Below are 20689 nucleotides of genomic sequence, written 5' to 3' on the forward strand. Positions count from 1 at the left end.
CGCAATGACCGGGACCGACGATCTGCGCTATATGGGGCTCGCCCTGGCGCTGGCCCGCGGCCAGCTGGGACGCACGGCCCCCAACCCCGCGGTCGGATGCGTGCTGGTCCGGGACGGACGGATACTCGCCACCGGCGCCACGGCCGATGGCGGCCGTCCCCATGCCGAACGGATCGCCCTGGACAGGGCCGGCGACGGCGCACGCGGGGCGACGGCCTATGTCACACTGGAGCCCTGCGCACACCATGGCCAGACGCCGCCCTGCGCCCTCGGCCTGATCGAGGCGGGCGCCGCGCGCGTAGTGGTGGCCAGTCCGGACCGCTATGTGCAAGTGGACGGACGCGGTGTCGCGATGCTCCGCGATGCCGGCATCGACGTGGTCGAAGGGACAGGCCGGCGCGAGGCCGAATGGCTTTATGCGGGCTTCTTCCACCGGCTCGAAACCGGCCATCCGCTGGTCTTCGCCGACCGGGCCCGGCGCGGATACGAGGCGGTTCTCGAACCGGTCGCCGACGAGGGTCTGGAGGCTGCACTGACGGCCCTGGGCCGGGCGGGCATCAGCCGGGCCCGTGTCGAGCCCGGAAGCGAATTTGCCGAACGCCTGCTGGCCCGCGGCCTGGCCGTGCGCCCCGGCCACAGCTGACACACCGTGTATTAACTCTCGGGCGTTAGAATGGGTCTCTGGCTATTCCGACCGACAGGACCCCCATGCCCGGCCGCAAGATCGAGTTCAAGACGCTGACCCAGGCGCATGTCGATGCGATCTGCGAACGGCATGAACTCCTGTGGTCCGGCAGGTCGGGCGGCGCACGGGCCAGCCTGGCCTATTGCGTTCTGGAAAATCTCGACCTCTCCAACCGCGACCTGTCCGATGCCGATTTCTCCGGCGCCGTGCTGCGCGGCGCCAATCTGTCCGGCACCACGCTGAACAGCGCGATCTTCTTTGCCGCCGACCTGCGGCGCGCCAATCTGGAAGGCGCCTGCCTGCGCCGGGCCGACCTGCGCGGCGCGATCATGCGGGGCGCCAATCTGACCGGCGCCGACCTGACCGAGGCCGACATGCGCGAGGGTGCGATCGCGCAAATCGACAAGGAAAAGGGACTGTCCGTTCTCAGCCACAAGGCCCAGGAAAACGACGCCGGCACGGCCAATTTTACCGGCGCCAACCTGTCGCGGTCGAAAATGGCCGGCATCACGGCGCAAAAGGCCGACTTCACCGACGCCATGCTGCTGGGCACACGCCTGATCCGGGCCAATCTGCGCGGCTCCTCCTTTCAGGGTGCCAACCTGGAAGGAGCCGACCTGTCCGGCGCCGATCTGACCGATACCGATTTCAGCTATTCCGTTCTGGTCGGCGCCAAGATGCTGATGGCGAAAAAGGACCGTATGAACACGGATGGCGCCCTTACCGACACACCGGTGGGGATCGACGCAAAGGATCTTGAAAACCCCGTCGCCGACCAGATCGCCGCCCATGTCCTGTGGTGCGACACGGACGGCCGCGAGGGCAAACCCTCGCTGTTCGACGGCACCGACCTTCGCGGCCTCCACTCGCTGGCCGGCAAGACGCTCACCGCCTTCCACGCCCGCGGCGCCACACTGTACGGGCTGGACCTGGAAGGCGCGCAGCTGCAGGGCGCGCGGCTTGAAAAAGCCGATCTGCGCATGGTTTCACTGCGCGGTGCGGATCTGCGCGGCGCCGATCTTACGGGGGCCAATCTGTCCAATGCCGATCTGCGCGATTGCCAGCTCGGCCCGCTGCTGCTGGAAGGCGACCGGGTCCTGCCGGCATCGCTGGCCGGCACGCGCTGCCGCTACACCGATCTGCGCGGCGCCGACCTGCGCCAGGTCAAGGCGACAGGCGCCGATTTCTCCTATGCACGCCTCGACGGCGCCGATGTGCGCCGCGCCCTGTTCACCGGCACCTGCTTTACCGGTGTAAGCGTGGAGGAGCGCTTCCTGGAACTCGTGGCGTCCATCGACGGCGCGGTCGATCTCAACGCCGCCTGATGCACGAAAAAGGCGGCGAACTTGCGTTCGCCGCCAGGAATTCGGGGGAAATCGTGAGTGCCGGCGATCCGGTCAGGCGGCCTTCGTCTTGCCGCCTTCGATCAGCTTGGCCTTGGTCTTGCCGGATCCGGCCTTGATCTCGATCCGTTTCGGCTTCGCAGCCTCCGGGATCTCACGGACAAGACGGATCGACAGCAGACCGTTCCTGAGGCCGGCCTCGGTCACTTCGACATGATCGGCCAGATGGAAGCGGCGCTCGAAAGCGCGCTCGGCAATGCCGCGATGTACGAAGCGGCGCTCGTCCTCGCCATCCTTCTCGCCGATCCGGCCGGACACGGTGAGCACATTCTCCTGGACCTCGACGCTCAGATCGTCCTCGCCGAAGCCGGCGACCGCAAGCTCGATCAGGTATTCGTCATCATCCACATGCTGAATGTTGTAGGGCGGATATCCCTGCGACTCGATCTTGGTCGCGGAATCCATCATGTCCGCAAGCCGGTCGAAACCGACGATGGAACGATAGAGAGGGGTAAAATCAACGGTACGCATATCAGTCTATCCTCCTTCAGAGCGACAAACAGTCCCGGCAATCCGGCCGGGCGGTTGATGAAACTGGCTGCGCACATTGGGCCGCAGCCACTGTCCGGGCCCCGTCATGGCGACCCGCAGTCCCTAATTGGGTAACGATCCCGTGTTGCGCAAGACCCCGATCGGCGATTGCGCGACACTTTCTGCTTGGCTAGGACTGTGCCGAAATGGAGGGAGATCATCGACATGCGTAAACTGGTACTGGGCGCGCTTCTGAGCAGCTCGCTGATCGCGCTGGCTGCGTGCGGAAATACCGATCGCGACACGGAGACGGAAACCGGAACCGAGACCGGCGCGGAAGCGGCCGCACCGGCGGACACGGCGGCCGACACCGCCCCCGAACCGGCCCAGCCCGACCTGTCGGACCTGGCCAACGTTCTCGACGGCGAATGGCGGGGTGAGGCGGCGGACCGTGACGTCTGGCGTCACCCTGCGGAAACACTCGCCTTTTTCGGGATCGACCCGTCCTGGACCGTCGTCGAGATCTGGCCCGGCGGCGGCTGGTATGCCGATATCCTAGCGCCCTGGATCTCGGCCAATGGCGGAACCTATGTCGCGGCCCACTTCCCGGCATCGACGACCAGCGACTACCGGCGGCGTTCGCGGGCGGCGTTCGAGGCCCGCATGGCGGAGAATGCGCATTATGGCGACGCCGTGCTCGCGGAGTTCGGCGGCCAGTCGGGCCTGGCCGTCCCGGACGGCTCGGCCGATGCGGTGCTGACCTTCCGCAATGTGCACAACTGGATGGCCAACGGGTTTGCGGAACGCGCCTTTGGTGAATTCTACGATGCGCTGCGGCCGGGCGGAGTTCTGGGCGTGGTCGAGCACCGCCTGCCCTCTACGCGCGAACAGGATCCGATGGCCGGTTCCGGCTATGTCCAGCAGGACTATGTGATCGCCATGGCCCAGGAGGCCGGCTTCGAACTGGTGGACACGTCGGAGATCAACGCCAATCCGGCCGACACAGCCGACCACCCCTATGGCGTATGGACCCTGCCGCCGGTGCGCCGGTCGCCATCCGAAGGCGACGAAGGCGCGGAGGAGTTCGACCGGGCGCATTTCGATGCCATCGGCGAAAGCGACCGGATGACCCTGTTCTTCCGCAAGCCCGCCGGGACGATGTCCGAAGACACGGAAGCCGAGGATACTGAATGATCCGTGCACTTCTAGCCGCCGCGTTTCTTGCTTCGGCAGGATCGGCGACGGCCGAGGATGTGGAACGCGAGGCGGGGCCCCTGCCCCGCCTCTTCCCGCATCGCGAAACCTATCTGGACCTGCCGCCGGACGAGCGCAGCCGGTTCCGGCTGGACTACGTCGTGGCGTCCCAGCAGGGCGTACCGCCCGAAGACATCCGGATCTGGTACGAGCATGAAGGCGAACGTATCGAACTGGCGCTGACCGGGACGGGCCGGATCACCAATCCCCCGGATGCCGGAGCCCTGGCCGCCGAGCCCACGGTCTGGGTCAACCAGCCGGGCGGATCTATGGCGCTGACCATGCTGTTTGCCTATGCCGGCGAACCGGCGACGCGGTATGAACGCGGCGACCTGCTGGGCGGGCTGTCGCAGGCCAACCGGGCCATGCGCCGTGCGGCCGGAGTGGCGGCCCTGTTCGCGCCGAATTTCAAGACGGTGATCTTTGAATTCGACGGTCCGGCGCCGGAAGCCTGGGCGGTGGACGAGGACGGTTCGCGCACGGCCCTGACCGTGCAGGAGGACCGCGCCCTGTTCCGTCCGCGCGACCGGGAAAACCGGTCCGTCAGTCATGTCGAGTTCGGCCGGGAGCCGGTGCGGGTGCTGTTCGACAGCTAGAGCGCCGCCGGAGCCAGCAGGCGCAGCGCCTCGTCGAGCAGTTCCGGGGTGGCCGCCGCCACGACCTGTCCGCCTTCGCTGGCATCGCCGCCCGACCAGTTGGTCACCACGCCGCCGGCGCCCTCGACGACCGGGATGAAGGCCTGCACGTCGTAGATCTGAAGGCCGCTTTCGATGACCAGGTCCACGCCGCCCGCCGCCAGCATGGCATAGGCATAGGCGTCGAACCCGAAACGGCACAGACGCACTGACCGGCGCACACGTTCGAAGGCCTCGGCCTCGACGGCCGCCTCGAACAGGAAGGCGTCGGTACTGGACATTATGGCATCGCCGAGCCGGCGTGTGGGCCGGGTCTTCAGGGCGCGTGCCTGGCCCCCGCGGCGATATTCGGCGCCGCCCGGCCAGCCGATGAAACGCTCGCCGATATGCGGCTGGTCGATCAGTCCGATGACGGGCCGCGCCCGGTATTCCAGGGCGATCAGCATGGTCCAGCTGGGCAGGCCGGCGATGAAGGCCCGTGTACCGTCGATCGGATCGAGCACCCAGCGGCGGCCATTTCCGCCCGCGGTCTCGCCGAACTCCTCGCCAAGAATCCCGTCGGCCGGCGCCCGCTCGGCCAGGACCGCACGCATGGCCTGTTCGGAAGCCCTGTCTGCCACGGTCACGGGATCGAACCCCCCGGACAGCTTGTTCTCGACGGCGGGACCGGTCCGGAAATGCGGCAAGCAGGCCGAGCGCGCGGCGTCGGCCATGGCGTGGGCGATCTCGAGATCGGCGGTCGGGTTGTACGTGGACATGAAACGGCGCCTAGCACGACCGGGACGGTCATGCCAGACGCCGCGCATCGTCAGACGCCCAGGCCCTTTCAGGCCGCGTCGTTGGCCGCCTCTTCCGGCTCCAGCGACTTGGCCAGTTCCAGGAGGCGCTTGCGGGGACGCTCGCCAAGCCGGTAATAGGCCCGGATCAGGTCCACGGTTTCCTTCTGGGAAAGAATGTCTGCGGCCAGCGTGGTCTCGCCGGCCGCCTCGTCGCGCCGGGACAGGCCTTCATAGAAGTACTGCACCGGGACATCGAGGGATTCGGCAAGTTCGAACAGGCGGCTCGCGCTCACCCGGTTCGCCCCGCACTCGTATTTCTGGATCTGCTGGAAACGGATCCCGACGGATTCCGCCAGCTGCTGCTGGGTCAGGCCGAGGAGCCGGCGCCGACGGCGCAGGCGCTTGCCCACATGAAGGTCGATATCATTCGTCATAACTACTCGCCGCCTAGTCTTCGCGTCTCGAATTGCGCCGCGATGGGACGCACACGTCTCAGGAGAGCAAAGCGCGTGCCGGGCGAAGGCGGTTCTCAGTGTTCGCCTGAAATAGGCAGTATTAAGACGATGCAAGCGCAGACCAGTCGCGTTGCGACAACCGACTGATAAATTTCCGCATTTCGCGTTCAAAATCGGCAAATCGGGCGGATTTCACGACCCGTTTTTCATCCATGTAAAGACTGCGATTGATCTCGATCTGGACCACATGCACACCCTCGGCGGGCCGTCCGTAGTGTTCCGTGGTATAGCCGCCGGCATAGGGAATGTTCCGAACTGCAACGAATCCCAATTCGGCCAGATCCGTCTCCACGGCATCGACGACCGCCGGGTCGCAGGCTGTGCCGAAGCGGTCACCGATCACGAAATCCACGCCGCGCGCGCTCTGGTCCGGCATGGAGTGCATGTCCACGACAACGGCAAAACCGAACTGGTCGCGAATTTCGCCAATCAGACCCGCCAGGGCCGCGTGATAGGGTTCATAGCACTGGCTCAACCGCTCGCGCGCTTCCTCGTAGCGAAGCCGGCGGCGGTAGAGCGGCCGCCCCTCCACGCCGATGCGCGGCACAACGCCCAGGCCGGACGCGGCGCGCCGGGATACATCGTCGGCCTGAACCGGCAGCCGGTCGGAGAACATGGCCGGGTCCAGTTCCCATGGCCCGCGATTGGCGTCGACATAGACGCGCGGGAACAGGGCGCGCACGACACAGGCCCCGCAATCCGGCGCGCTGGCGATAAGCGTATCGACATAGGCATCCTCGGACCGGCGCAGCATGTCGAGGCTGAGACAGGCCAGTTCGGAGAAGTCACGGCCATAGTTGCGGCCCGAGTGCGGCGATGCCAGAATCAGCGGGCATGGTGCGGCGCCTGCGGGCCGGTCGATCCGGACCGGCCCTTCCGAACCGTCTGGCCGGTGATTTGGATTTGCCGAAATGCCCAAGGCGAGAGATGATGTGTCCGGAGCAGCCATTGCCAAAGAGTGGGCAGCTGCACACCGCCGGTCAAGCGCTACAGCGCGTTCAGCGGGTTTTTACCAGACGCCTGTAGGATGCCGTCACAGTGACGATTCTCAAGGGTGGGACCCAAGATGGCTAAGATTCTTCTGGCTGAAGACGACGATTCGATGCGCGACTTCCTCGCCAAGGCGCTCAAGCGTGCCGGGCATGAGGTCATGGTTTGCGCGGACGGCGAGGAGGGGCTCGATGCGATCGGCGAACAGCCGGCCCAGTTCGACCTCCTGCTGACCGACATCGTCATGCCCGGCGTCGACGGGATCGAGCTGGCGCGCCGCGCCGCCGAAATCGATCCGGCGCTCAAGATCATGTTCATCACCGGTTTTGCCGCCGTCGCCCTCAATCCCGGCTCCGGCGCACCGACCAATGCAAAAGTGCTCTCCAAGCCCTTCCACCTGCGTGAACTGGTCGATGAAGTGGCCCGTGTGATGGCGGCCTGAGGCCAGGGCTTCACCACCGGACAAGATCAAGGCGCCGCCCGCCGGGACGGCGCCTTTTTCGTGCCCGGCCGACGCGCAAAGAGAAAGGGCCCGCCGGAAACCGGCGGGCCCAATCCGAAAACCGTCCGGGACGGTCGGGTCCTAGTACACCGCGCGGATGCGGAAGGTGTAGCTGCGACCGAACCGTTCGGCGAAGCCGAAGTGGCCGAGCGCCTGCTCGACATAGTCCGGACGGCGGTCGAACACGTTGTTGATGCTCAGCTGGAGAACCGTGTCACGCGGAGCACCCGGGAACATTTCCGGGAGGATGTGCGAGACAGAGAGGTTGTGGATGAAACGGGCATCCGTCGAGGTCACCTGATCGGAGGCCGTTTCGGTGCCGGCGTCTTCCGCGGCGATGGCGTAGAAGGTGTCTTCGCCAGCCGGGTCGACAAGGGCTTCATCCTGCCAGTTGATCCGCCAGAACACACGGGTGTTGTCCTTGGTCCAGGCGAAGTCGAACGTGCCGGCGAACTCCGGATCGCTGAAGCCGCCGATCGTGTCCGGCTGGTCGGCACCGGCCAGGCTCGTGCCACGCTCGAGGCGCTGGTTGATCCGGGCCGTGATCTCCATGTTGCCGAGATCGCGCTCACCATAGCTCTCCTTGAAGCGGCCGAAGAGGTCCGCCACATCGAAGTTATAGTTCACCAGCAGGTCGAGACCTTCATAGACCAGGGAGTCGAAGTTGCCCTGACCGGTCTGGAAGTCGACGATCTGGCCGGAGGCATCACGCTCGAACTGCTGACATGCATTCGCGTTCGGGAAGTCCGGCGAGTCGTAGCAGGCCTGCAGCAGGTTGGTCAGCGAGATCGCGCCGATGGCGTCCACCAGTTCGATATTGGTGTAGTCCATCGAGATCAGGAGGTTCTCGACCCACTGATCCGGCTCGAAGGTGAAGCCGAAGGCATAGGCTTCCGAAGTCTCGTTGCGGAGGTTCGGATTACCACCCGTACGGCCCACCGCCGTCGCGTTCACGACGTTCGAGGTGAAGGAGCTCGGATCGTAGCCCGGAATATCCGTGGCGCAGTTGGCCTGACGGACAGACGGGTTGTCGCCTTCGCCGGAGAAGCGGAAGTCACACGGGTCGCTCGCGAACGAGAAGGACTGCGTGATCGGCGTGAACAGTTCCACCAGGGACGGCGCACGGAGCGATTCCGTGTAGTTGCCGCGGAAGGTCAGGGCCGGGATCGGGGCGACACGGCCGCCGACAGTCCAGGTCTCGCCTTCGCCCGCCTGCGAGTTGTCGATGTTGCGGTAGGCCGCAGACAGTTCGGCAAAGCTCAGGAAGGGCAGGTTCATATCGTCGCTGATGAGCGGGATGAGAACCTCACCGTAGTATTCGCTGGTGGTGTAGCGGCCACCGGTCGCCGGGATCGGCGAGGACCGGCCGAGCGCCACTTCCGACGCCGCATCGACCAGGAAGCTCGCACGCTCTTCGCGGGCTTCGTAACCCACGTTGAACGAGAAGCCGCCAGCCGGCAGCTGGAACAGCTCGCCGCCGAAGTTGGCCGTGTAGATGGTCTGCTCGATGTCGGAGATACCGTAGGCCAGGCCGGTCACCCAGTCGCGGGCAGCCGGATTGGCACGGCCTTCGCCGAAGATGTCGAGCGGGATACAGCCATTGACGAAGATCAGGTCGGCGTCGGTGACACCCGAACCCGACGGCGGCTCGTTGGCACCGTCCAGCGTACCGGCAGCCGCTTCATAGGCCGCGCGGCAGATCACGTCGCCTTCGTTGACCGTATCCGTACCGGAGATGGCCAGCAGGGTGGCCTGGTCCACGGCGGCCAGATCGGCGGCCGTCAGGCGCATGGCGTCGATGGCGTTGATGAAACGGCCGTCGATGATCATCTCGCGGCGGGATTCGGCGTCACTTTCACCGTGAACGACCGAGAAGTCCCAGTAGAACGGAACGCCGCCCACGTTGAAATCACCGTCGAGACCGGCCGTGGCGCGCCACAGGTGCACCTCGTTCGAGTTCATCGAGTCGATGATGTCGTTGTTGAAGCGGTGCAGATAGAAGTCCGACACACCGAGACCTGCCAGCGTGCTCCGGGCCTGCGCGGTGAGCAGCGGGTTGTCGGCCTGGATGTTCAGGGCCGCAGACGTGCCGCCGAAGGCGAAGGTCTGGAAACCGCCCTGGTTGGTCAGTTCGTCGGCCGAGGTGTTGGCGAACTGGAAGTCACCCGAGAAGCGCACATTGTCGGAGATATCGTAGTGCGTCATGCCCTGGACGACGAAGCGCTCGAGCGGGGACTGCAGCTGGTTGACTTCGTCGAAGAAGTCGGGGCCGTCGCCGCCATAGGCGAAGAACACCGAACCGGCGATATGCGTGCCCGGCGTATAGTCGACCAGTTCACCCGACGGGCTGAACTGGTAGAAATCGCCACCGAAGGACCCCAGGCCGATCGACGGGATATTCAACGGCGTCGGGCTGATCATGCCGCCATTGGTGAAAATGTTCAGACGCTGGTCGCGCGCAATGTAGAGATTGGAACCGACCTGCAGGATGTTCGGGTCGTTGACCGTCAGCCAGGGACGCTGGGCGCCGACCAGGGAATCCTGGGTGAAGAACTCCATCGACAGCGCGACGTTACCGCGGCCGTTGTCGAAGTTCGAACCGGCCACCAGGGTGAACTGGCTGTGCTCGCCGTCGCCCTCGTCGGTGACGCCGTACTGGCCGCCGATCTCGAAGCCTTCATAGTCGTCGCGCGTGATCACGTTGATGGTGCCGGCAATGGCGTCGGAACCGTAGATCGGCGCACCACCCACCGAGATCGTCTCGACACGGTCGACCAGGGCCAGCGGGATCACGTTGAAGTCGACCTGCAGACCGCCGGTTTCACCGAAGATGACCGGCGTGTTGGACGACACGAAGCGGCGGCCGTTGAGAACGGTCAGCGTACGCTGCGAACCCAGGCCAAGGAAGTCGACGAAGCTCTGGCCCACCGAGAAGGTGTTCTGGGTGCCTTGCGGCGTGGCGTCCGGATTGCCGAAGGTCGGCACTTCGTTCAGCGCGTCGGCCAGGTTGGTGAAAGCACGGTCTTCGAGGACCTGCGCATCGACCGAAATCGCCGGATAGACGGTGTCGATACCCGCACGCGCAATGCGCGAACCGGTGACGACGATGCGGTCTTCGGTTTGCGACGAAGAGGATTCCCCTTCGGACTCCGGCACTTCATCGGCGTCTTGCGCGTAGGCCGGCGCCATGGCCAGGCCGGTCGCAGCAAAGCCAGCAAGAATTGTGGAGCGCAGCAAGCGCCCCCGATCCGTAATGTTGCTCACGATTGTACCCCTTTGTTTTCAAACTACGCGCCCGCCCAATTGTCCGGACTCTGGTACGCGCCTGGTCGGGAGACCCCTACCTGCGCCGCACTATGTCCAAACTCGTTTTGGCTTGAAAGCGCCGGACACGTTTTCTCCGCATTTCGGCCGCAATTGTTGCAAAAAAGTCATATCGCATTCACAGCGCCAGCATGAATTTGCCCGCGGCCCGTCCGGCCTGCACCGATCCTGCCCCGGAACCGGCTCCGGAGCGGCGTTGCGCCAACTGCGATCCCCCGCCGTTCGTGCACATTGCCGCCTTGCACTTCGCGCGGGCCGGCGCTAGAAACCCGGCTCCCAAGCGACGGATGGGCGATTAGCTCAGCGGGAGAGCACTTCGTTGACATCGAAGGGGTCACTGGTTCAATCCCAGTATCGCCCACCATCCACTTCAGCCCGCCTTTCTCCGGCGCGAACCGGACAGCAGCCGGGGCGGCGCGCACCGCTTGCACCTGTTCCACAAGATGGCGAAACGGCCGGCACCTTGTGGTACCGGCCGTTTCTCACTGGCGCCACTACAGCAGGACCAGCGGGGGTGACGCACGGGAAATGGGTGAGGACCCGTGCGCCGGGTTCGCATTTCTGCCGTCAGGACACGGGTTCGAGCCGGTTCGGTGTCTCTTCTGCACCATCGGCCTCCGGCGACAGGTCCGCCGTGTCTGCCAGGGCCTCGTGGCCTTCCAGGGCGGCCTGGAATCCCGCGTGATTCAGGCGCTCGATTTCGCGCCTGGGATGGCCGGGCGGAAAAGGCGGTGGCGGCACTTGCCCGATCGGCGCTTCCCCCGCCCGGGGCGTCCGGTAGCCACCCGCGGGCGGCACGCCGGGCTCGAAGGAAGCCGAGGAAATGACGGTCAGCGAATCCGGCCGGTTGGCCAGCTCCCTGGCGCGGCGGCGGCGCCGGTTTCCCGGCCAAATCCAGTCCAGCCAATGCATTCCAGCTCTCCCGGTTGCACGTCTGCTTTCCCGGATGGATTCACCATATCCGCCGCACAACCGGAATACGGCAATCGTCGTATTTTTGAAGCGTCAGCGGGCCGGCGCTTCCTGGACGCAGACCATGGCCGCCACACCGGCATTCGGGCGCGAGCGAATCTCCAGGCTGGCCTCGATCAGCTGAGTCATGCGGAACGCCAGGTCCAGCCCGTAGCCCGAGCGGGCCTGCGGGCCCGACAGGCGGTGATCGAAGAAGTCTGCGCTCGACAAATCCACGGGCATTTCGGCCAATCCGCGTCCATTGTCCAGAACCCCGATACAAACGCGCCCCTGCCGCTTTCGCGCGCCCAGGAGAATCCGGCTGGCACCGGAGTGCCGCACCGCATTGATCAGGAGGTTCAGCAGGATGCGGTCGATCATGGCCGGATTGGTCTGCACCCGCAGCGAGGACGGCCGCACACGCAGATCTATGCCGTCCAGGTCCACCAGGTCGGCCACCTGGGAGGCGGCGTGGTCGAGGAGCTCTTGTACCGGTACCACCTCGCGCACCTGCCAGCCTGGCAGGTTCCGCTCCGCCCGGGAAAGCTCCAGGACCGAGGTCAAAATATGCGACACGGTACGCGTCAAATCCCGCTGGCGATGCGCCAGCTCGCGGGCCAGCGACAAGTCCTCGCGTTGCAGTGCCATGCGCATGGCCGCCGCGTTGGCGTCCAGGGCAAACAATGGCTGACGTGCATCATGGCCGGTCGAGGTGAGCAACAGAGACAGGACGGAATTCACGCGCTCCGCCTTCTCCCGGGCCTGTTTCAGAACCAGGTTCAGAAAGTGATTGCGCCGCCCTGCCCGGCCCAGCATGCCCACGCTGAGAAACAGGATGAACAAGGTGATCAGCATGCTCACCCCGCCCACAAGATAGGGGCGCAGGTCCGGCGGATGGAACCAGGCCAGCAACCACCCATACCAGGCCATCAGCGCCAACCCGAAAAGCAGGCTGTGGCGGGGAAAGCCGAAATTGACGATACCCACGAGCCCCAGCGTCAGGGTGATCCAGAACGACGTCGCCAGAAAACGGTCGACCAGGCCGTCCAGCGTGCCCTCGAGGCTGAGATAGGTGGTCGATACGGCTGCGATTTCCAGAAAATAGAGCAGCATCCAGGCTGTCAGAAGCCGGGTTCCCGCCGCCGATTCCGGACGATTGAGCCGGGTCAGCCAGTAGACTGCAGCGGAAATGCCGACAATCGCGAAGATGACGCGGCCGGCAATCAGATAGATGGCCGCCGGGAAGGCGTCGATGATCTGCAGCTCGTGGCTGATCGATACCAGCCAGATCAGTGCCGTCGCCGACGCGACAAATGCCGCCAGCTTTAGCGACTGGGACCGGGTGGCGGCCTGATAGTCCTTCTCCAGGGCCGCATCATCGAACATGCCGGTGAACAGCCGGAGTTTCGGAAGCTCGATCTGACTCATTTCGCTGGCGCTCCCCGCCCAGTCGCGGCAGTCTTTGTGTTTATATCGCCGCAACCGCGAAACAATCACAGTTTGCAGAATGATCAAGTCCAACGTAAAAGCCGGGCCAGTCGCCCTGATCATCGATGACCACCGGATTGTCGCCGACGGCATCGCCCAGATGCTGACAAGTCATGCGCTGGCACAGGACGTCAGGATTCTGACAGGGCTGGCGCCACTGCTGGCGGAAACGCGGTTCGACGATCTCGGCTTTGCCATTATCGATTTCGGCCTGGCCGGAAAAACCGGTTTGGAGGCGGTGGAGCATCTGCACGCCCACGCCCCCGGCCTGCCGTGCATCCTGATGACCGGATCGACCCTGTCGCGGGCCGAACGCGCGGATATGCAGCGGCACACCGGCTTCCTCTATCACAAGCAGGACCCCGTCGAGCGGCTGGTCGACCTGGTCTCGGCCCTGCCCGGTCATCAGCCACAGGCCGGGCCGCCGGATGTTGCCAAAGAGGTTTCGCCGGGCCTGATGGCTTTGCACCGGCTGACCTCGCGGGAGCGGGAAATCCTGCGCAGCCTGGGCCGCGGACAGCCGGTCGAGGTCATTGCCGGGGAGTTGTGTATATCGCCGGCCACCGTCCGCAAGCACCGCGAGAACATGATGAGCAAGCTGGCCGTGCGGTCCAGTGCTCGCCTCGTCCGAATCGCCATGCAAGCCGGGCTCGCCTGATCTACCTGCGGCCGCATCTTTATCCCGGCCGGGCCAGCGCCTATGTCATCGGCACAGTTGGAGGCATGACATGGACCCGAAGCTGCGCGAGGCGCTGAACACTGTCACGGAACGCCAGTCCGGACGTCCGATCGTCGATGCAGGGCGGGTCGACTCGGCCCTGGTGAGCGGCTCTACGGCCACCGTCATCCTGTTTCCGCCTGTTGCGGGCGCGCCGGATCTGGACCGGTTGCGGCCCGGCATCGAAGCGGCGCTGATGGCACTGGACGGTATCGAGCGGGTCCGCGTGGTAATGACCGCCCATCGCGAGGGCCCGTCGGGAAAACCGAAGGCCCGGCCGGCGCCCGCCGCCAAGCCGGCTGCCAGACCCGCCAAACGCATTATCGCTGTCGCCTCGGGCAAGGGCGGCGTCGGCAAGTCCACAATCGCCGCCAATCTCGCCGTCGCCCTGGCGCGCGACGGGCTGAAGGTCGGCCTCCTGGATGCCGATGTCTATGGCCCTTCCGCGCCGCGCCTGTTCGGGCTGACCGGTGTCCCCGGCCTGCGCAAGTCGGATGCCGGCGTGGAACCTGTCGAGGCGCACGGCGTGAAGATCATCTCCATGGGCTTCGTGGTGAAGCCCGGCTCGGCCGTGGTGTGGCGCGGTCCGATGGTCCAGGGTGCGATCCGGCAGTTCATGACCGACACGAATTGGGGCAATGCCGATGTGCTCATCCTGGACATGCCGCCGGGGACGGGCGATGCCCAGCTGGCCATCGCCCAGGACCTTCCCGTGGATGGCGCCGTGATCGTCTCCACACCCCAGGATCTCGCCCTCGACGATGCCCGAAAGGCGATGCACCTGTTCGAACAGACCCATGTGCCGATCCTGGGCATGATCGAGAACATGTCCGTCTTCATCTGTCCGCATTGCGGCGAGAGCAGCCATATCTTCGGATCCGGCGGCGTGAAGGCCGAGGCCGAAACGCTGGGCCTGGCCTATCTGGGCGACATTCCCCTGCACCCCGACCTGCGCACGCGTTCGGATGCCGGCGAACCCATCGCGCTGGAGGACGGACCGGTCGGCAAGGCCTTCCGCAGGGCGGCCCGCGCCGCGCTGGAAGCCGCGGACACCGCGTCCAGGCCGGCCCCGGCCATCGTCTTCGAGGATTGAAGCCCTATCGGCATGGGCGGGAACCGGTTTTGCCGTTCGGAAATGCGGCCGCTCGACAACCTTGAACGATTTCTTCGACTTTGGTTCCGATGAATTGGTTCTAGGGAATATCCAGCGGGGTGGGCCGGATGCCACCGGGCGCGGAAATACCGAACACATCCCGCATCACGTCTTCGCCCAAGGCATCGGCTGGTGCGCCGTCGGCCGCAATCGCGCCAGTTCTGAGCACCACGACCCGGTCGGCATAGCGGGCCGCCAGGTCCAGCGCATGCACCGCCACCACGACATGCGCGCCGCGCGCCGCCGCCGATCTCAGAATTTCCATCACGCCGAGCTGATGGCGGATATCCAGGGCCGCCGTCGGCTCGTCCAGGACCAGAACGGGCGTTTCCCCAGCCAGCACACGCGCCAGCAGGACCCGCGCCCGCTCACCCGAGGACAGGGTGTCGAACCGCCGCTCGGCGAGTCCGGTCACGCCGGTCTGGTCCATGGCGCGCGCGATCGCCGCCTCGTCTGTCCCGCTCAGCCGCCGCAGCGGCTTCAGCCACGGAGCCCGGCCCAGCGCGACAATCGTCCGCACCGTCACCGGCCAGGCCGACCGCCCGTCCGGCGCGAGATAACCGATAGTGCGGGCCCGGTCGCGATCCGGCATGCCCGCAAGCGCACGGCCGTTCACGAAGACCCGGCCGGAGGTCGGCGCCAGCAGGCCCGCAGCCAGTTTGAGCAGGGTGGACTTTCCGGCCCCGTTGGGGCCGACCAGCGCGGTCACCCCCGGTGTCTCCAGGCAGAGATCCAGCCCGTCGATGACGAGCCGGCTGCCATATCCGAAACGGGCATTCCGGAATTGCGGACCGCTCATGGCGCCACCCTTTGCGTCGAGCGTACAAGCCAGAGGAAGAAGGGCGCACCGGTCAACGCGGTCAGCACGCCGAGATAGAGCGGCATTCCGGGGCCGGAGATCAGTCGCGCGAACAGGTCGGCCAAGGTGATCAGCAAGGCACCGCCCAGCATGGACGGCACGATCAGCGCAGCGGGACGGAAGGCCACGAGCGGGCGCAGCAGGTGTGGCACGATCAGTCCGACAAAGCCGATGGCGCCGGCCACGGCGACACCGCCGCCCACGGCCAGGGCGGTGCCCGTCACCACGGTCAGTCGCAGGCGTGCCAGATCGATACCCAGGCTGCGGGCCGTGTCCTCGCCCAGGCTCAACGCATCGATGGCGCGATGCGCGGTCAGGAGGACGGTCAGACCGGTCGCGATCAGCGGGCCGGCGAACATCACCTCATTCCAGCTGGCATCGGTCAGCGAGCCCATCAGCCAGTAGGCGATTTCCGACAGGGCCCAGGGATTGGGCGCGAGATTCATCAACAGCGCTGTTGCCGCCCCCGCCATCGCATTCACCGCCACACCCGCCAGGATCAGTGTCGTTGCGGAAGCACCGCGCCCGGCGATCAGGAACAACAGGGCCACCCCGGCAGCCGCGCCGGCCACGCCGGCCAGCGGCAGGGCCAGCGCGAACGCGGCCGAAAGGCCGAAATAGAGCGCCGAGACGGCCCCCAGCCCGGCGCTGGCGGAGACGCCGACAATGCCCGGATCGGCCAGCGGATTGCGGAAAAATCCCTGCAGCACGGCCCCGGCCCCGCCCAGTCCGGCACCCACCAGAACTCCCAGAAGCAGGCGCGGCAGGCGCAGTTCGCGCAGGATGAGCGCGTCCAGCGTTTCGCCGCCGCTCAATGCCCGGCCCAGGCTGACCGGGTTCAAACGGGCATCGCCGCAGAACAGGGCAAGCGCCGCGGCGACCAGCAGCAAGAGGGCGAGGGCCAGGATCAGTCGAAATCCGGTCATGGCGTCCCCGCCCATGCGTCCAGCGCATCGGCGATGCGTTCGGCGGCATCGATCAGGCGCGGCCCGGCACAGGGCCAGTCGCCGGCCGGAATGTCGACCCGCGCAGCATCCTCCAGCAGATGCCGGTAGGCGGCATGATGGACGCCGTGATTGAAGGTCGATCTGAACCCGTCGGTGAAGAAGCTGGTCAACACGATATCGGTCTCGACGGTCAGAAAGGTTTCCGGATCCGAGCGGGTCCAGCCGGAGATGCCGTCCCGGGCCATGACATTGATCCCGCCGGCCGCGGCGATGGCGGCATCGATATAGGTCCCCGCTCCGGCCGAACCGCCCGAGGCGCTGAGATAGAGTACGCGCGGGCGCATGCCGCGCCGCTCGGTACGCGCGGCGAGCGCATCCAGGCGGGCGTCGAGGTCGGCGATCGCCGCCTCCGCCCGGCCTGCTTCGCCCAGCCGGTCGCCAAGGGCCAGCAGATTGGCGCGGACGCCGTCGAAGTCGTCGCTCCAGGCAAGCTCGAACGTGTCCAGTTCCGCCCGCTCCATGAGACGGGCGGTACGACCGCCCCCGCCCGGATCGAAAACGGTGAGATCCGGCGCCAGCGTGTAAAGACGTTCGGCATCGCTCCAGGCGGCCGGCAGGTCGCGGGCCCAGTCCGGCGCGGCGGACACCGGCTGTGCGGCCTGCCAGGACAGGGCGGAGATCCGCCCCGGCCCGGCCACGGCCAGCACATAGGCGTCCGCACACAATGCGGTCGAGGCGATTCCGCCCGCGCGCGGCACCGCCGTCACATTCGAGGCATGCACCGGACTAGCCGCCAGTAAGGCGCAGACCCAGATACAGGCCCCGGCCCGGCGTGTGATAGCCGAACACATCCTGATACTCCTCATCGAGCAGGTTCTCGCCCCGGACATAGACTTGCACATTCTCCGCGGCGTCCCAGCGCACCTGTCCGCCGACCAGCGTATACGCATCCAGCGTCACCGTCCGGAACGTGCCGAAATCGGTGTCGGTCTGCTCGCCGGTATGATCGATCGACAGGGCGCCGGACCACGGTGTGTCCGCGGGATTCCAGTCGATCGTCAGGGATGCCAGGAATTCCGGGCGCCGGATTTCCGCGACACCGTTTTCCTCGCTGTCCAGCGCCGTCAGCGAGCCGAAGGCCGACAGGCTGCCGGAGATATCCCAGCTGCCCGAGACCTCAAGGCCGGAGCGTTCCGATTGCGTCGACGCATTGCGCGCCGTCGAGGGGAAGACCGAGAAGTCGGTGAAGATCTCGTCCTCGAGCTCGGACCGGAAATAGACAACCGACAAGAACGCATCGCCGCCGAATACGCTCTGATCCCAGCCAACCTCCCAGCCGCGCGAACGTTCCGGATCGAGGTTCGGATTGCCGGCAAAAAAATCGGGGAAGAAGCCGAACAGCTCGTAGATGCCCGGATTTTTCACGCCTTCGCCGAAGGAGGCGCGAACCCGTCCACCGACGCCGTCGAACCGCCAGCCCGCGCCGGCGCGCCAGGTCGTCGAATCCTCGAACCGGTCATGGCGGTCCAGGCGCGCCGAGAGCGAAATATCCAGCGAACCGCGATCCAGTCCGTAATCGAATGCCATGGCATCGGTCTCGATGACGCGCGTCTGGTTCGAGCCTGCCGCCGGACCGGAAAAGGACTTCAGACGGTCGCGATCGTGCTCCAGAAGACCGGTCAGGCGATGACCGGTCTCACCGGTTTCCCAGCGCGCGGTAACTTCGTAATGGCCTTGCAGGCGCTGGCCCAGCGAACGGCCGGAACGCGTTCCCGCCGCAAAATTCTCGACCTCGTCATCGGTGATCTGGATGGCCGCTTCATGGCGCAGCTCGATCCCGCCAGGCGCATGCTCGGCGACCGCCGCGATACGGCCATAGACCGTGTCGCCGCGGGAATTGCGGTCGACATCGTTCAGGCGCCCGTCAAAATCCGTGTCGCTGTCGAACTGGCTGTCATAGCCGACCCAGCGGGCGGAGCCTTCGAAACGGACCGTTTCGTTCAGCGACATGGCGCCGGACACTGCCAGCGTGTCGTTCTCATAGCCGTCGTCCTCGCCGCCGGTGCCCGACACATCGATGCCGTCGGACCGGTAGGCGCTGCCCGACAGCGATACCCAGCCATCCTCAAAGCTCGCGGCAAGCCGGCCGGTGCCCCGGAACGTCCCGAAATCGCCGCCTTCCAGGCGCAGTTCCGTCTCCGTGTCTGCATGCGGGCGCGCCGTGGTCAGGCGGATCACGCCGCCCACCGCATCGGCGCCCCACAAGGCCGATTGTTCACCGCGGGCGACTTCGATCGACCCGATATCGTCGAAGGCGTAATGCGCGAAATCCGCTTCGCCGGTGAACGGGTTGTTCGCCTCCACACCGTCGATGAGGACCAGGACATGGTTGGCCTCGGCACCGCGGGCGCGGATCTGGGTCAGCGAGCCCGGTGCGCCCGAGCGCGAGACGGCCAGACCGGGAACCGCGCGCAGGATATCCGCGGCGAAGGCGGCCCCGCGCGCCTCGATGGCGCCGGCGTCGAGCCGGGTGATGCTGGCCGTTGCGTCTTCGGGGTCGATGGCCACACGGGCTGCCGTGACATAGACGACCTCGTCGGTCTCGTCCTGGGCCAGGGCGGCGGAGGGAAGAAGCAGAAAGGCGGCGGCAAGGGCTGCGGGCCGCCGTTGGGATTTGTACATGTGCCACGTCTCCATAGCAGTCAAATGCCGGACGCGTTGCGCACCCGGGCCGGTTGCAAGGAGTCGTCGAAAACGGAAATTCCGCGCCGGCCTCGTGTGCTCCCGCACGAGCGGACAGACGACCGCGATGGCAGGTCTTCCGGCTTGCGGGTCATTGCAGACGATGCCCCTTCCCGGAACACTTTCGTTCCAGTGGGATTGTCGCATCGCCGCTCGCCGCTTACGGCTGCGGGCACAGCGCCGGACTGGGTGAGATCACCGCACCGGCTTCCCGATTAATCCCGTGAGGGAACCATCGCGGCGCGGACGCTAGGGCGCGCGCGCGAAAAAGGCAATGCCGGTGTGGACCGCGTGTCAGTCGCGCACGGCGAGCTGGGCCTCGAGCCTGCGGATGCGCTGGTGCAGCGCGCGTTCCTTGATCTTTTCCGGCCGCGACAGGCTGCGCTCGAGCGCCCGCAATTGCCGCCGCGCCTTGCGCCAGCGCCGCCACAGGAAGACCACTTTGGGCCCGTCGACCAGATAGCGCCGCCACATCCGCCGCGGCTCCTGCAACAGGCGGTGCAGCCATTCCAGCCGCGCCTTCTGCATCCATTCCGGGGCCCGGCGGGCCTTGCCGCCCAGGAAATCCAGCGAGGCGCCCACACACAGGCCCACGCCGGTGCAATCGCCCCGGTCGAGACAGGCTTCGGCGACCAGTTCCTGCTGCGGAGAGCCGACACAGATCAGCACAAAACGCGCCGGGTTCTCGGCGACGAAACGGGCACAGTCCGCGATCGCTTCGGGATTGTCGCGCAAACCCATCGGCGGTTCGTGCCAGCGCACATCCGCCAGGCCGTAGCGCGCGGTCACCGCATCGATCACCTCCTTCGAACCACCGACGATGGTCAGCGGCTCGGCGGGATCGATGACCGTCTCGAACAGGCGTTCGGTCAGGTCCGAGCCCGGCGCCACATCGATGCTCTCGCCGGAAATGCGGCCGACGATCTCCAGCACCCGGCTGTCGCAGACCGTCAGCCAGGCCTGGGCATAGAGCGTGGCCAGCACGGTGTCGGTCTCCAGGCGGACAAGGTGATCCACATTGGGCGTTACCACGAAGGCGAAGGGCCGGCCCGCATCGCGTTCGCGAATCCGGCGCAGGGCCACGTCCAGGCCGATCTTGTCGAAGGCCGAGTTCAGGAACCAGACATGCCGCGACCCGGAACGCCGGTCGACGAAGGTCTCGCTGGCTGCAACTTGCATATTCGCACTCTTGTCCCGTAACGCACCAGTCCGGTGCCCTTGACCCGTGACGTTGCAAATCGTGCGCCGGATTCCCCTCGCGGGGTGCATCCAA

The 20689-nt window shown here is 66.1% G+C and carries 19 protein-coding genes, 1 tRNA gene and 1 riboswitch; of the genes, 8 read left to right on the forward strand and 12 right to left on the reverse strand.

The features are described from left to right. Positions 1-4 precede the first annotated feature (4 nt). Both ribD and Q1U94_RS00835 read left to right on the forward strand, forming a co-directional pair. Entirely contained in the window at positions 5-643 is a 639-nt protein-coding gene (ribD, locus tag Q1U94_RS00830) for a bifunctional diaminohydroxyphosphoribosylaminopyrimidine deaminase/5-amino-6-(5-phosphoribosylamino)uracil reductase RibD (RefSeq protein ID WP_300540942.1), read from the forward strand. A 65-nt stretch (positions 644-708) separates the two neighbouring features. Next, positions 709-2010 carry a pentapeptide repeat-containing protein gene (locus tag Q1U94_RS00835; protein WP_300540944.1) on the forward strand — a complete coding sequence of 434 codons (1302 nt, stop codon included), beginning with the start codon at positions 709-711 and terminating at the stop codon, positions 2008-2010. 72 nt (positions 2011-2082) lie between these two features. On the opposite strand, the gene Q1U94_RS00840 is transcribed toward Q1U94_RS00835, so the two are convergent. After that, entirely contained in the window at positions 2083-2559 is a 477-nt protein-coding gene (locus Q1U94_RS00840) for an Hsp20 family protein (protein ID WP_300540946.1), read from the reverse strand. A 225-nt stretch (positions 2560-2784) separates the two neighbouring features. Between Q1U94_RS00840 and Q1U94_RS00845 the strand changes: the two genes are divergently transcribed. Next, a complete protein-coding gene (locus tag Q1U94_RS00845) occupies positions 2785-3753 on the forward strand; it encodes a methyltransferase (RefSeq protein ID WP_300540949.1) in 969 nt (322 codons plus the stop codon). Beyond that, on the forward strand, positions 3750-4409 hold the full coding sequence (locus Q1U94_RS00850) for a hypothetical protein (protein WP_300540951.1): 660 nt from the start codon (positions 3750-3752) through the stop codon (positions 4407-4409). The genes Q1U94_RS00845 and Q1U94_RS00850 overlap by 4 nt, the downstream gene beginning before the upstream one ends. On the opposite strand, the gene hisN is transcribed toward Q1U94_RS00850, so the two are convergent. The 3 genes from hisN to Q1U94_RS00865 form a co-directional block, all read right to left on the reverse strand. Then, positions 4406-5206: a histidinol-phosphatase gene (gene hisN, locus Q1U94_RS00855; protein ID WP_300540953.1), complete on the reverse strand. Its 801-nt coding sequence runs from the start codon at positions 5204-5206 to the stop codon at positions 4406-4408. The genes Q1U94_RS00850 and hisN overlap by 4 nt on opposite strands. A 68-nt stretch (positions 5207-5274) precedes the next feature. Next, positions 5275-5661, reverse strand: coding sequence for a helix-turn-helix domain-containing protein (locus tag Q1U94_RS00860; protein ID WP_300540955.1), 387 nt, complete (start codon positions 5659-5661; stop codon positions 5275-5277). A 121-nt stretch (positions 5662-5782) separates the two neighbouring features. Next, positions 5783-6661, reverse strand: a complete 879-nt coding sequence (locus Q1U94_RS00865) for an N-formylglutamate amidohydrolase (protein ID WP_300540957.1) — start codon at positions 6659-6661, stop codon at positions 5783-5785. Positions 6662-6808: 147 nt separating this feature from the next. On the opposite strand from Q1U94_RS00865, the gene cpdR reads away from it, so the two are divergent. Then, a complete protein-coding gene (gene cpdR / locus Q1U94_RS00870; protein WP_300540959.1) occupies positions 6809-7174 on the forward strand; it encodes a cell cycle two-component system response regulator CpdR in 366 nt (121 codons plus the stop codon). Positions 7175-7315: 141 nt separating this feature from the next. Here cpdR and Q1U94_RS00875 read toward each other — a convergent pair whose 3' ends face one another. Next, positions 7316-10498, reverse strand: a complete 3183-nt coding sequence (locus Q1U94_RS00875) for a TonB-dependent receptor (protein ID WP_300540961.1) — start codon at positions 10496-10498, stop codon at positions 7316-7318. A gap of 349 nt (positions 10499-10847) precedes the next feature. On the opposite strand from Q1U94_RS00875, the gene Q1U94_RS00880 reads away from it, so the two are divergent. After that, positions 10848-10922, forward strand: a tRNA-Val gene (locus Q1U94_RS00880). A 203-nt stretch (positions 10923-11125) separates the two neighbouring features. On the opposite strand, the gene Q1U94_RS00885 is transcribed toward Q1U94_RS00880, so the two are convergent. Both Q1U94_RS00885 and Q1U94_RS00890 read right to left on the reverse strand, forming a co-directional pair. Next, positions 11126-11470, reverse strand: coding sequence for a hypothetical protein (locus Q1U94_RS00885; RefSeq protein WP_300540963.1), 345 nt, complete (start codon positions 11468-11470; stop codon positions 11126-11128). A 93-nt stretch (positions 11471-11563) separates the two neighbouring features. Continuing rightward, entirely contained in the window at positions 11564-12937 is a 1374-nt protein-coding gene (locus Q1U94_RS00890) for a HAMP domain-containing sensor histidine kinase (protein WP_300540965.1), read from the reverse strand. 79 nt (positions 12938-13016) lie between these two features. Between Q1U94_RS00890 and Q1U94_RS00895 the strand changes: the two genes are divergently transcribed. Both Q1U94_RS00895 and Q1U94_RS00900 read left to right on the forward strand, forming a co-directional pair. Then, the gene (locus Q1U94_RS00895) at positions 13017-13655 is read left to right on the forward strand and encodes a response regulator transcription factor (RefSeq protein ID WP_300540967.1); all 639 of its coding nucleotides are present in this window, start codon (positions 13017-13019) and stop codon (positions 13653-13655) included. Positions 13656-13725: 70 nt separating this feature from the next. Further along, a complete protein-coding gene (locus Q1U94_RS00900) occupies positions 13726-14808 on the forward strand; it encodes an Mrp/NBP35 family ATP-binding protein (RefSeq protein ID WP_300540969.1) in 1083 nt (360 codons plus the stop codon). Positions 14809-14908: 100 nt separating this feature from the next. Here Q1U94_RS00900 and Q1U94_RS00905 read toward each other — a convergent pair whose 3' ends face one another. The 5 genes from Q1U94_RS00905 to Q1U94_RS00925 form a co-directional block, all read right to left on the reverse strand. Next, positions 14909-15667: an ABC transporter ATP-binding protein gene (locus Q1U94_RS00905; RefSeq protein ID WP_300540971.1), complete on the reverse strand. Its 759-nt coding sequence runs from the start codon at positions 15665-15667 to the stop codon at positions 14909-14911. Next, positions 15664-16653 (reverse strand): iron ABC transporter permease, encoded by a 990-nt coding sequence (locus Q1U94_RS00910; RefSeq protein WP_300540973.1) that lies wholly within the window; start codon positions 16651-16653, stop codon positions 15664-15666. The genes Q1U94_RS00905 and Q1U94_RS00910 overlap by 4 nt, the downstream gene beginning before the upstream one ends. Then, positions 16650-17525: an ABC transporter substrate-binding protein gene (locus Q1U94_RS00915; protein ID WP_300540975.1), complete on the reverse strand. Its 876-nt coding sequence runs from the start codon at positions 17523-17525 to the stop codon at positions 16650-16652. Before Q1U94_RS00915 ends, Q1U94_RS00910 begins: the two co-directional genes overlap by 4 nt. After that, on the reverse strand, positions 17461-19356 hold the full coding sequence (locus Q1U94_RS00920) for a TonB-dependent receptor (protein WP_300540977.1): 1896 nt from the start codon (positions 19354-19356) through the stop codon (positions 17461-17463). Before Q1U94_RS00920 ends, Q1U94_RS00915 begins: the two co-directional genes overlap by 65 nt. Positions 19357-19467: 111 nt before the next feature. After that, a riboswitch (cobalamin riboswitch) is annotated at positions 19468-19668 on the reverse strand. Positions 19669-19710: 42 nt separating this feature from the next. Beyond that, positions 19711-20595 (reverse strand): WecB/TagA/CpsF family glycosyltransferase, encoded by an 885-nt coding sequence (locus Q1U94_RS00925; protein WP_300540979.1) that lies wholly within the window; start codon positions 20593-20595, stop codon positions 19711-19713. Positions 20596-20689 lie beyond the last annotated feature (94 nt).

The organism is Maricaulis sp., from assembly GCF_030149515.1.
Classification (GTDB): domain Bacteria; phylum Pseudomonadota; class Alphaproteobacteria; order Caulobacterales; family Maricaulaceae; genus Maricaulis.

Coding starts and splice junctions, on each gene's coding strand:
- cpdR (WP_300540959.1), top strand. CDS start 6,809: ATGGCTAAGATTCTTCTGGCTGAAGACGACGATTCGATGCGCGACTTC.
- Q1U94_RS00920 (WP_300540977.1), bottom strand. CDS start 19,356: ATGTACAAATCCCAACGGCGGCCCGCAGCCCTTGCCGCCGCCTTTCTG.
- Q1U94_RS00915 (WP_300540975.1), bottom strand. CDS start 17,525: ATGTGTTCGGCTATCACACGCCGGGCCGGGGCCTGTATCTGGGTCTGC.
- hisN (WP_300540953.1), bottom strand. CDS start 5,206: ATGTCCACGTACAACCCGACCGCCGATCTCGAGATCGCCCACGCCATG.
- Q1U94_RS00835 (WP_300540944.1), top strand. CDS start 709: ATGCCCGGCCGCAAGATCGAGTTCAAGACGCTGACCCAGGCGCATGTC.
- ribD (WP_300540942.1), top strand. CDS start 5: ATGACCGGGACCGACGATCTGCGCTATATGGGGCTCGCCCTGGCGCTG.
- Q1U94_RS00890 (WP_300540965.1), bottom strand. CDS start 12,937: ATGAGTCAGATCGAGCTTCCGAAACTCCGGCTGTTCACCGGCATGTTC.
- Q1U94_RS00895 (WP_300540967.1), top strand. CDS start 13,017: ATGATCAAGTCCAACGTAAAAGCCGGGCCAGTCGCCCTGATCATCGAT.
- Q1U94_RS00905 (WP_300540971.1), bottom strand. CDS start 15,667: ATGAGCGGTCCGCAATTCCGGAATGCCCGTTTCGGATATGGCAGCCGG.
- Q1U94_RS00885 (WP_300540963.1), bottom strand. CDS start 11,470: ATGCATTGGCTGGACTGGATTTGGCCGGGAAACCGGCGCCGCCGCCGC.
- Q1U94_RS00910 (WP_300540973.1), bottom strand. CDS start 16,653: ATGACCGGATTTCGACTGATCCTGGCCCTCGCCCTCTTGCTGCTGGTC.
- Q1U94_RS00925 (WP_300540979.1), bottom strand. CDS start 20,595: ATGCAAGTTGCAGCCAGCGAGACCTTCGTCGACCGGCGTTCCGGGTCG.
- Q1U94_RS00845 (WP_300540949.1), top strand. CDS start 2,785: ATGCGTAAACTGGTACTGGGCGCGCTTCTGAGCAGCTCGCTGATCGCG.
- Q1U94_RS00860 (WP_300540955.1), bottom strand. CDS start 5,661: ATGACGAATGATATCGACCTTCATGTGGGCAAGCGCCTGCGCCGTCGG.
- Q1U94_RS00900 (WP_300540969.1), top strand. CDS start 13,726: ATGGACCCGAAGCTGCGCGAGGCGCTGAACACTGTCACGGAACGCCAG.
- Q1U94_RS00840 (WP_300540946.1), bottom strand. CDS start 2,559: ATGCGTACCGTTGATTTTACCCCTCTCTATCGTTCCATCGTCGGTTTC.
- Q1U94_RS00850 (WP_300540951.1), top strand. CDS start 3,750: ATGATCCGTGCACTTCTAGCCGCCGCGTTTCTTGCTTCGGCAGGATCG.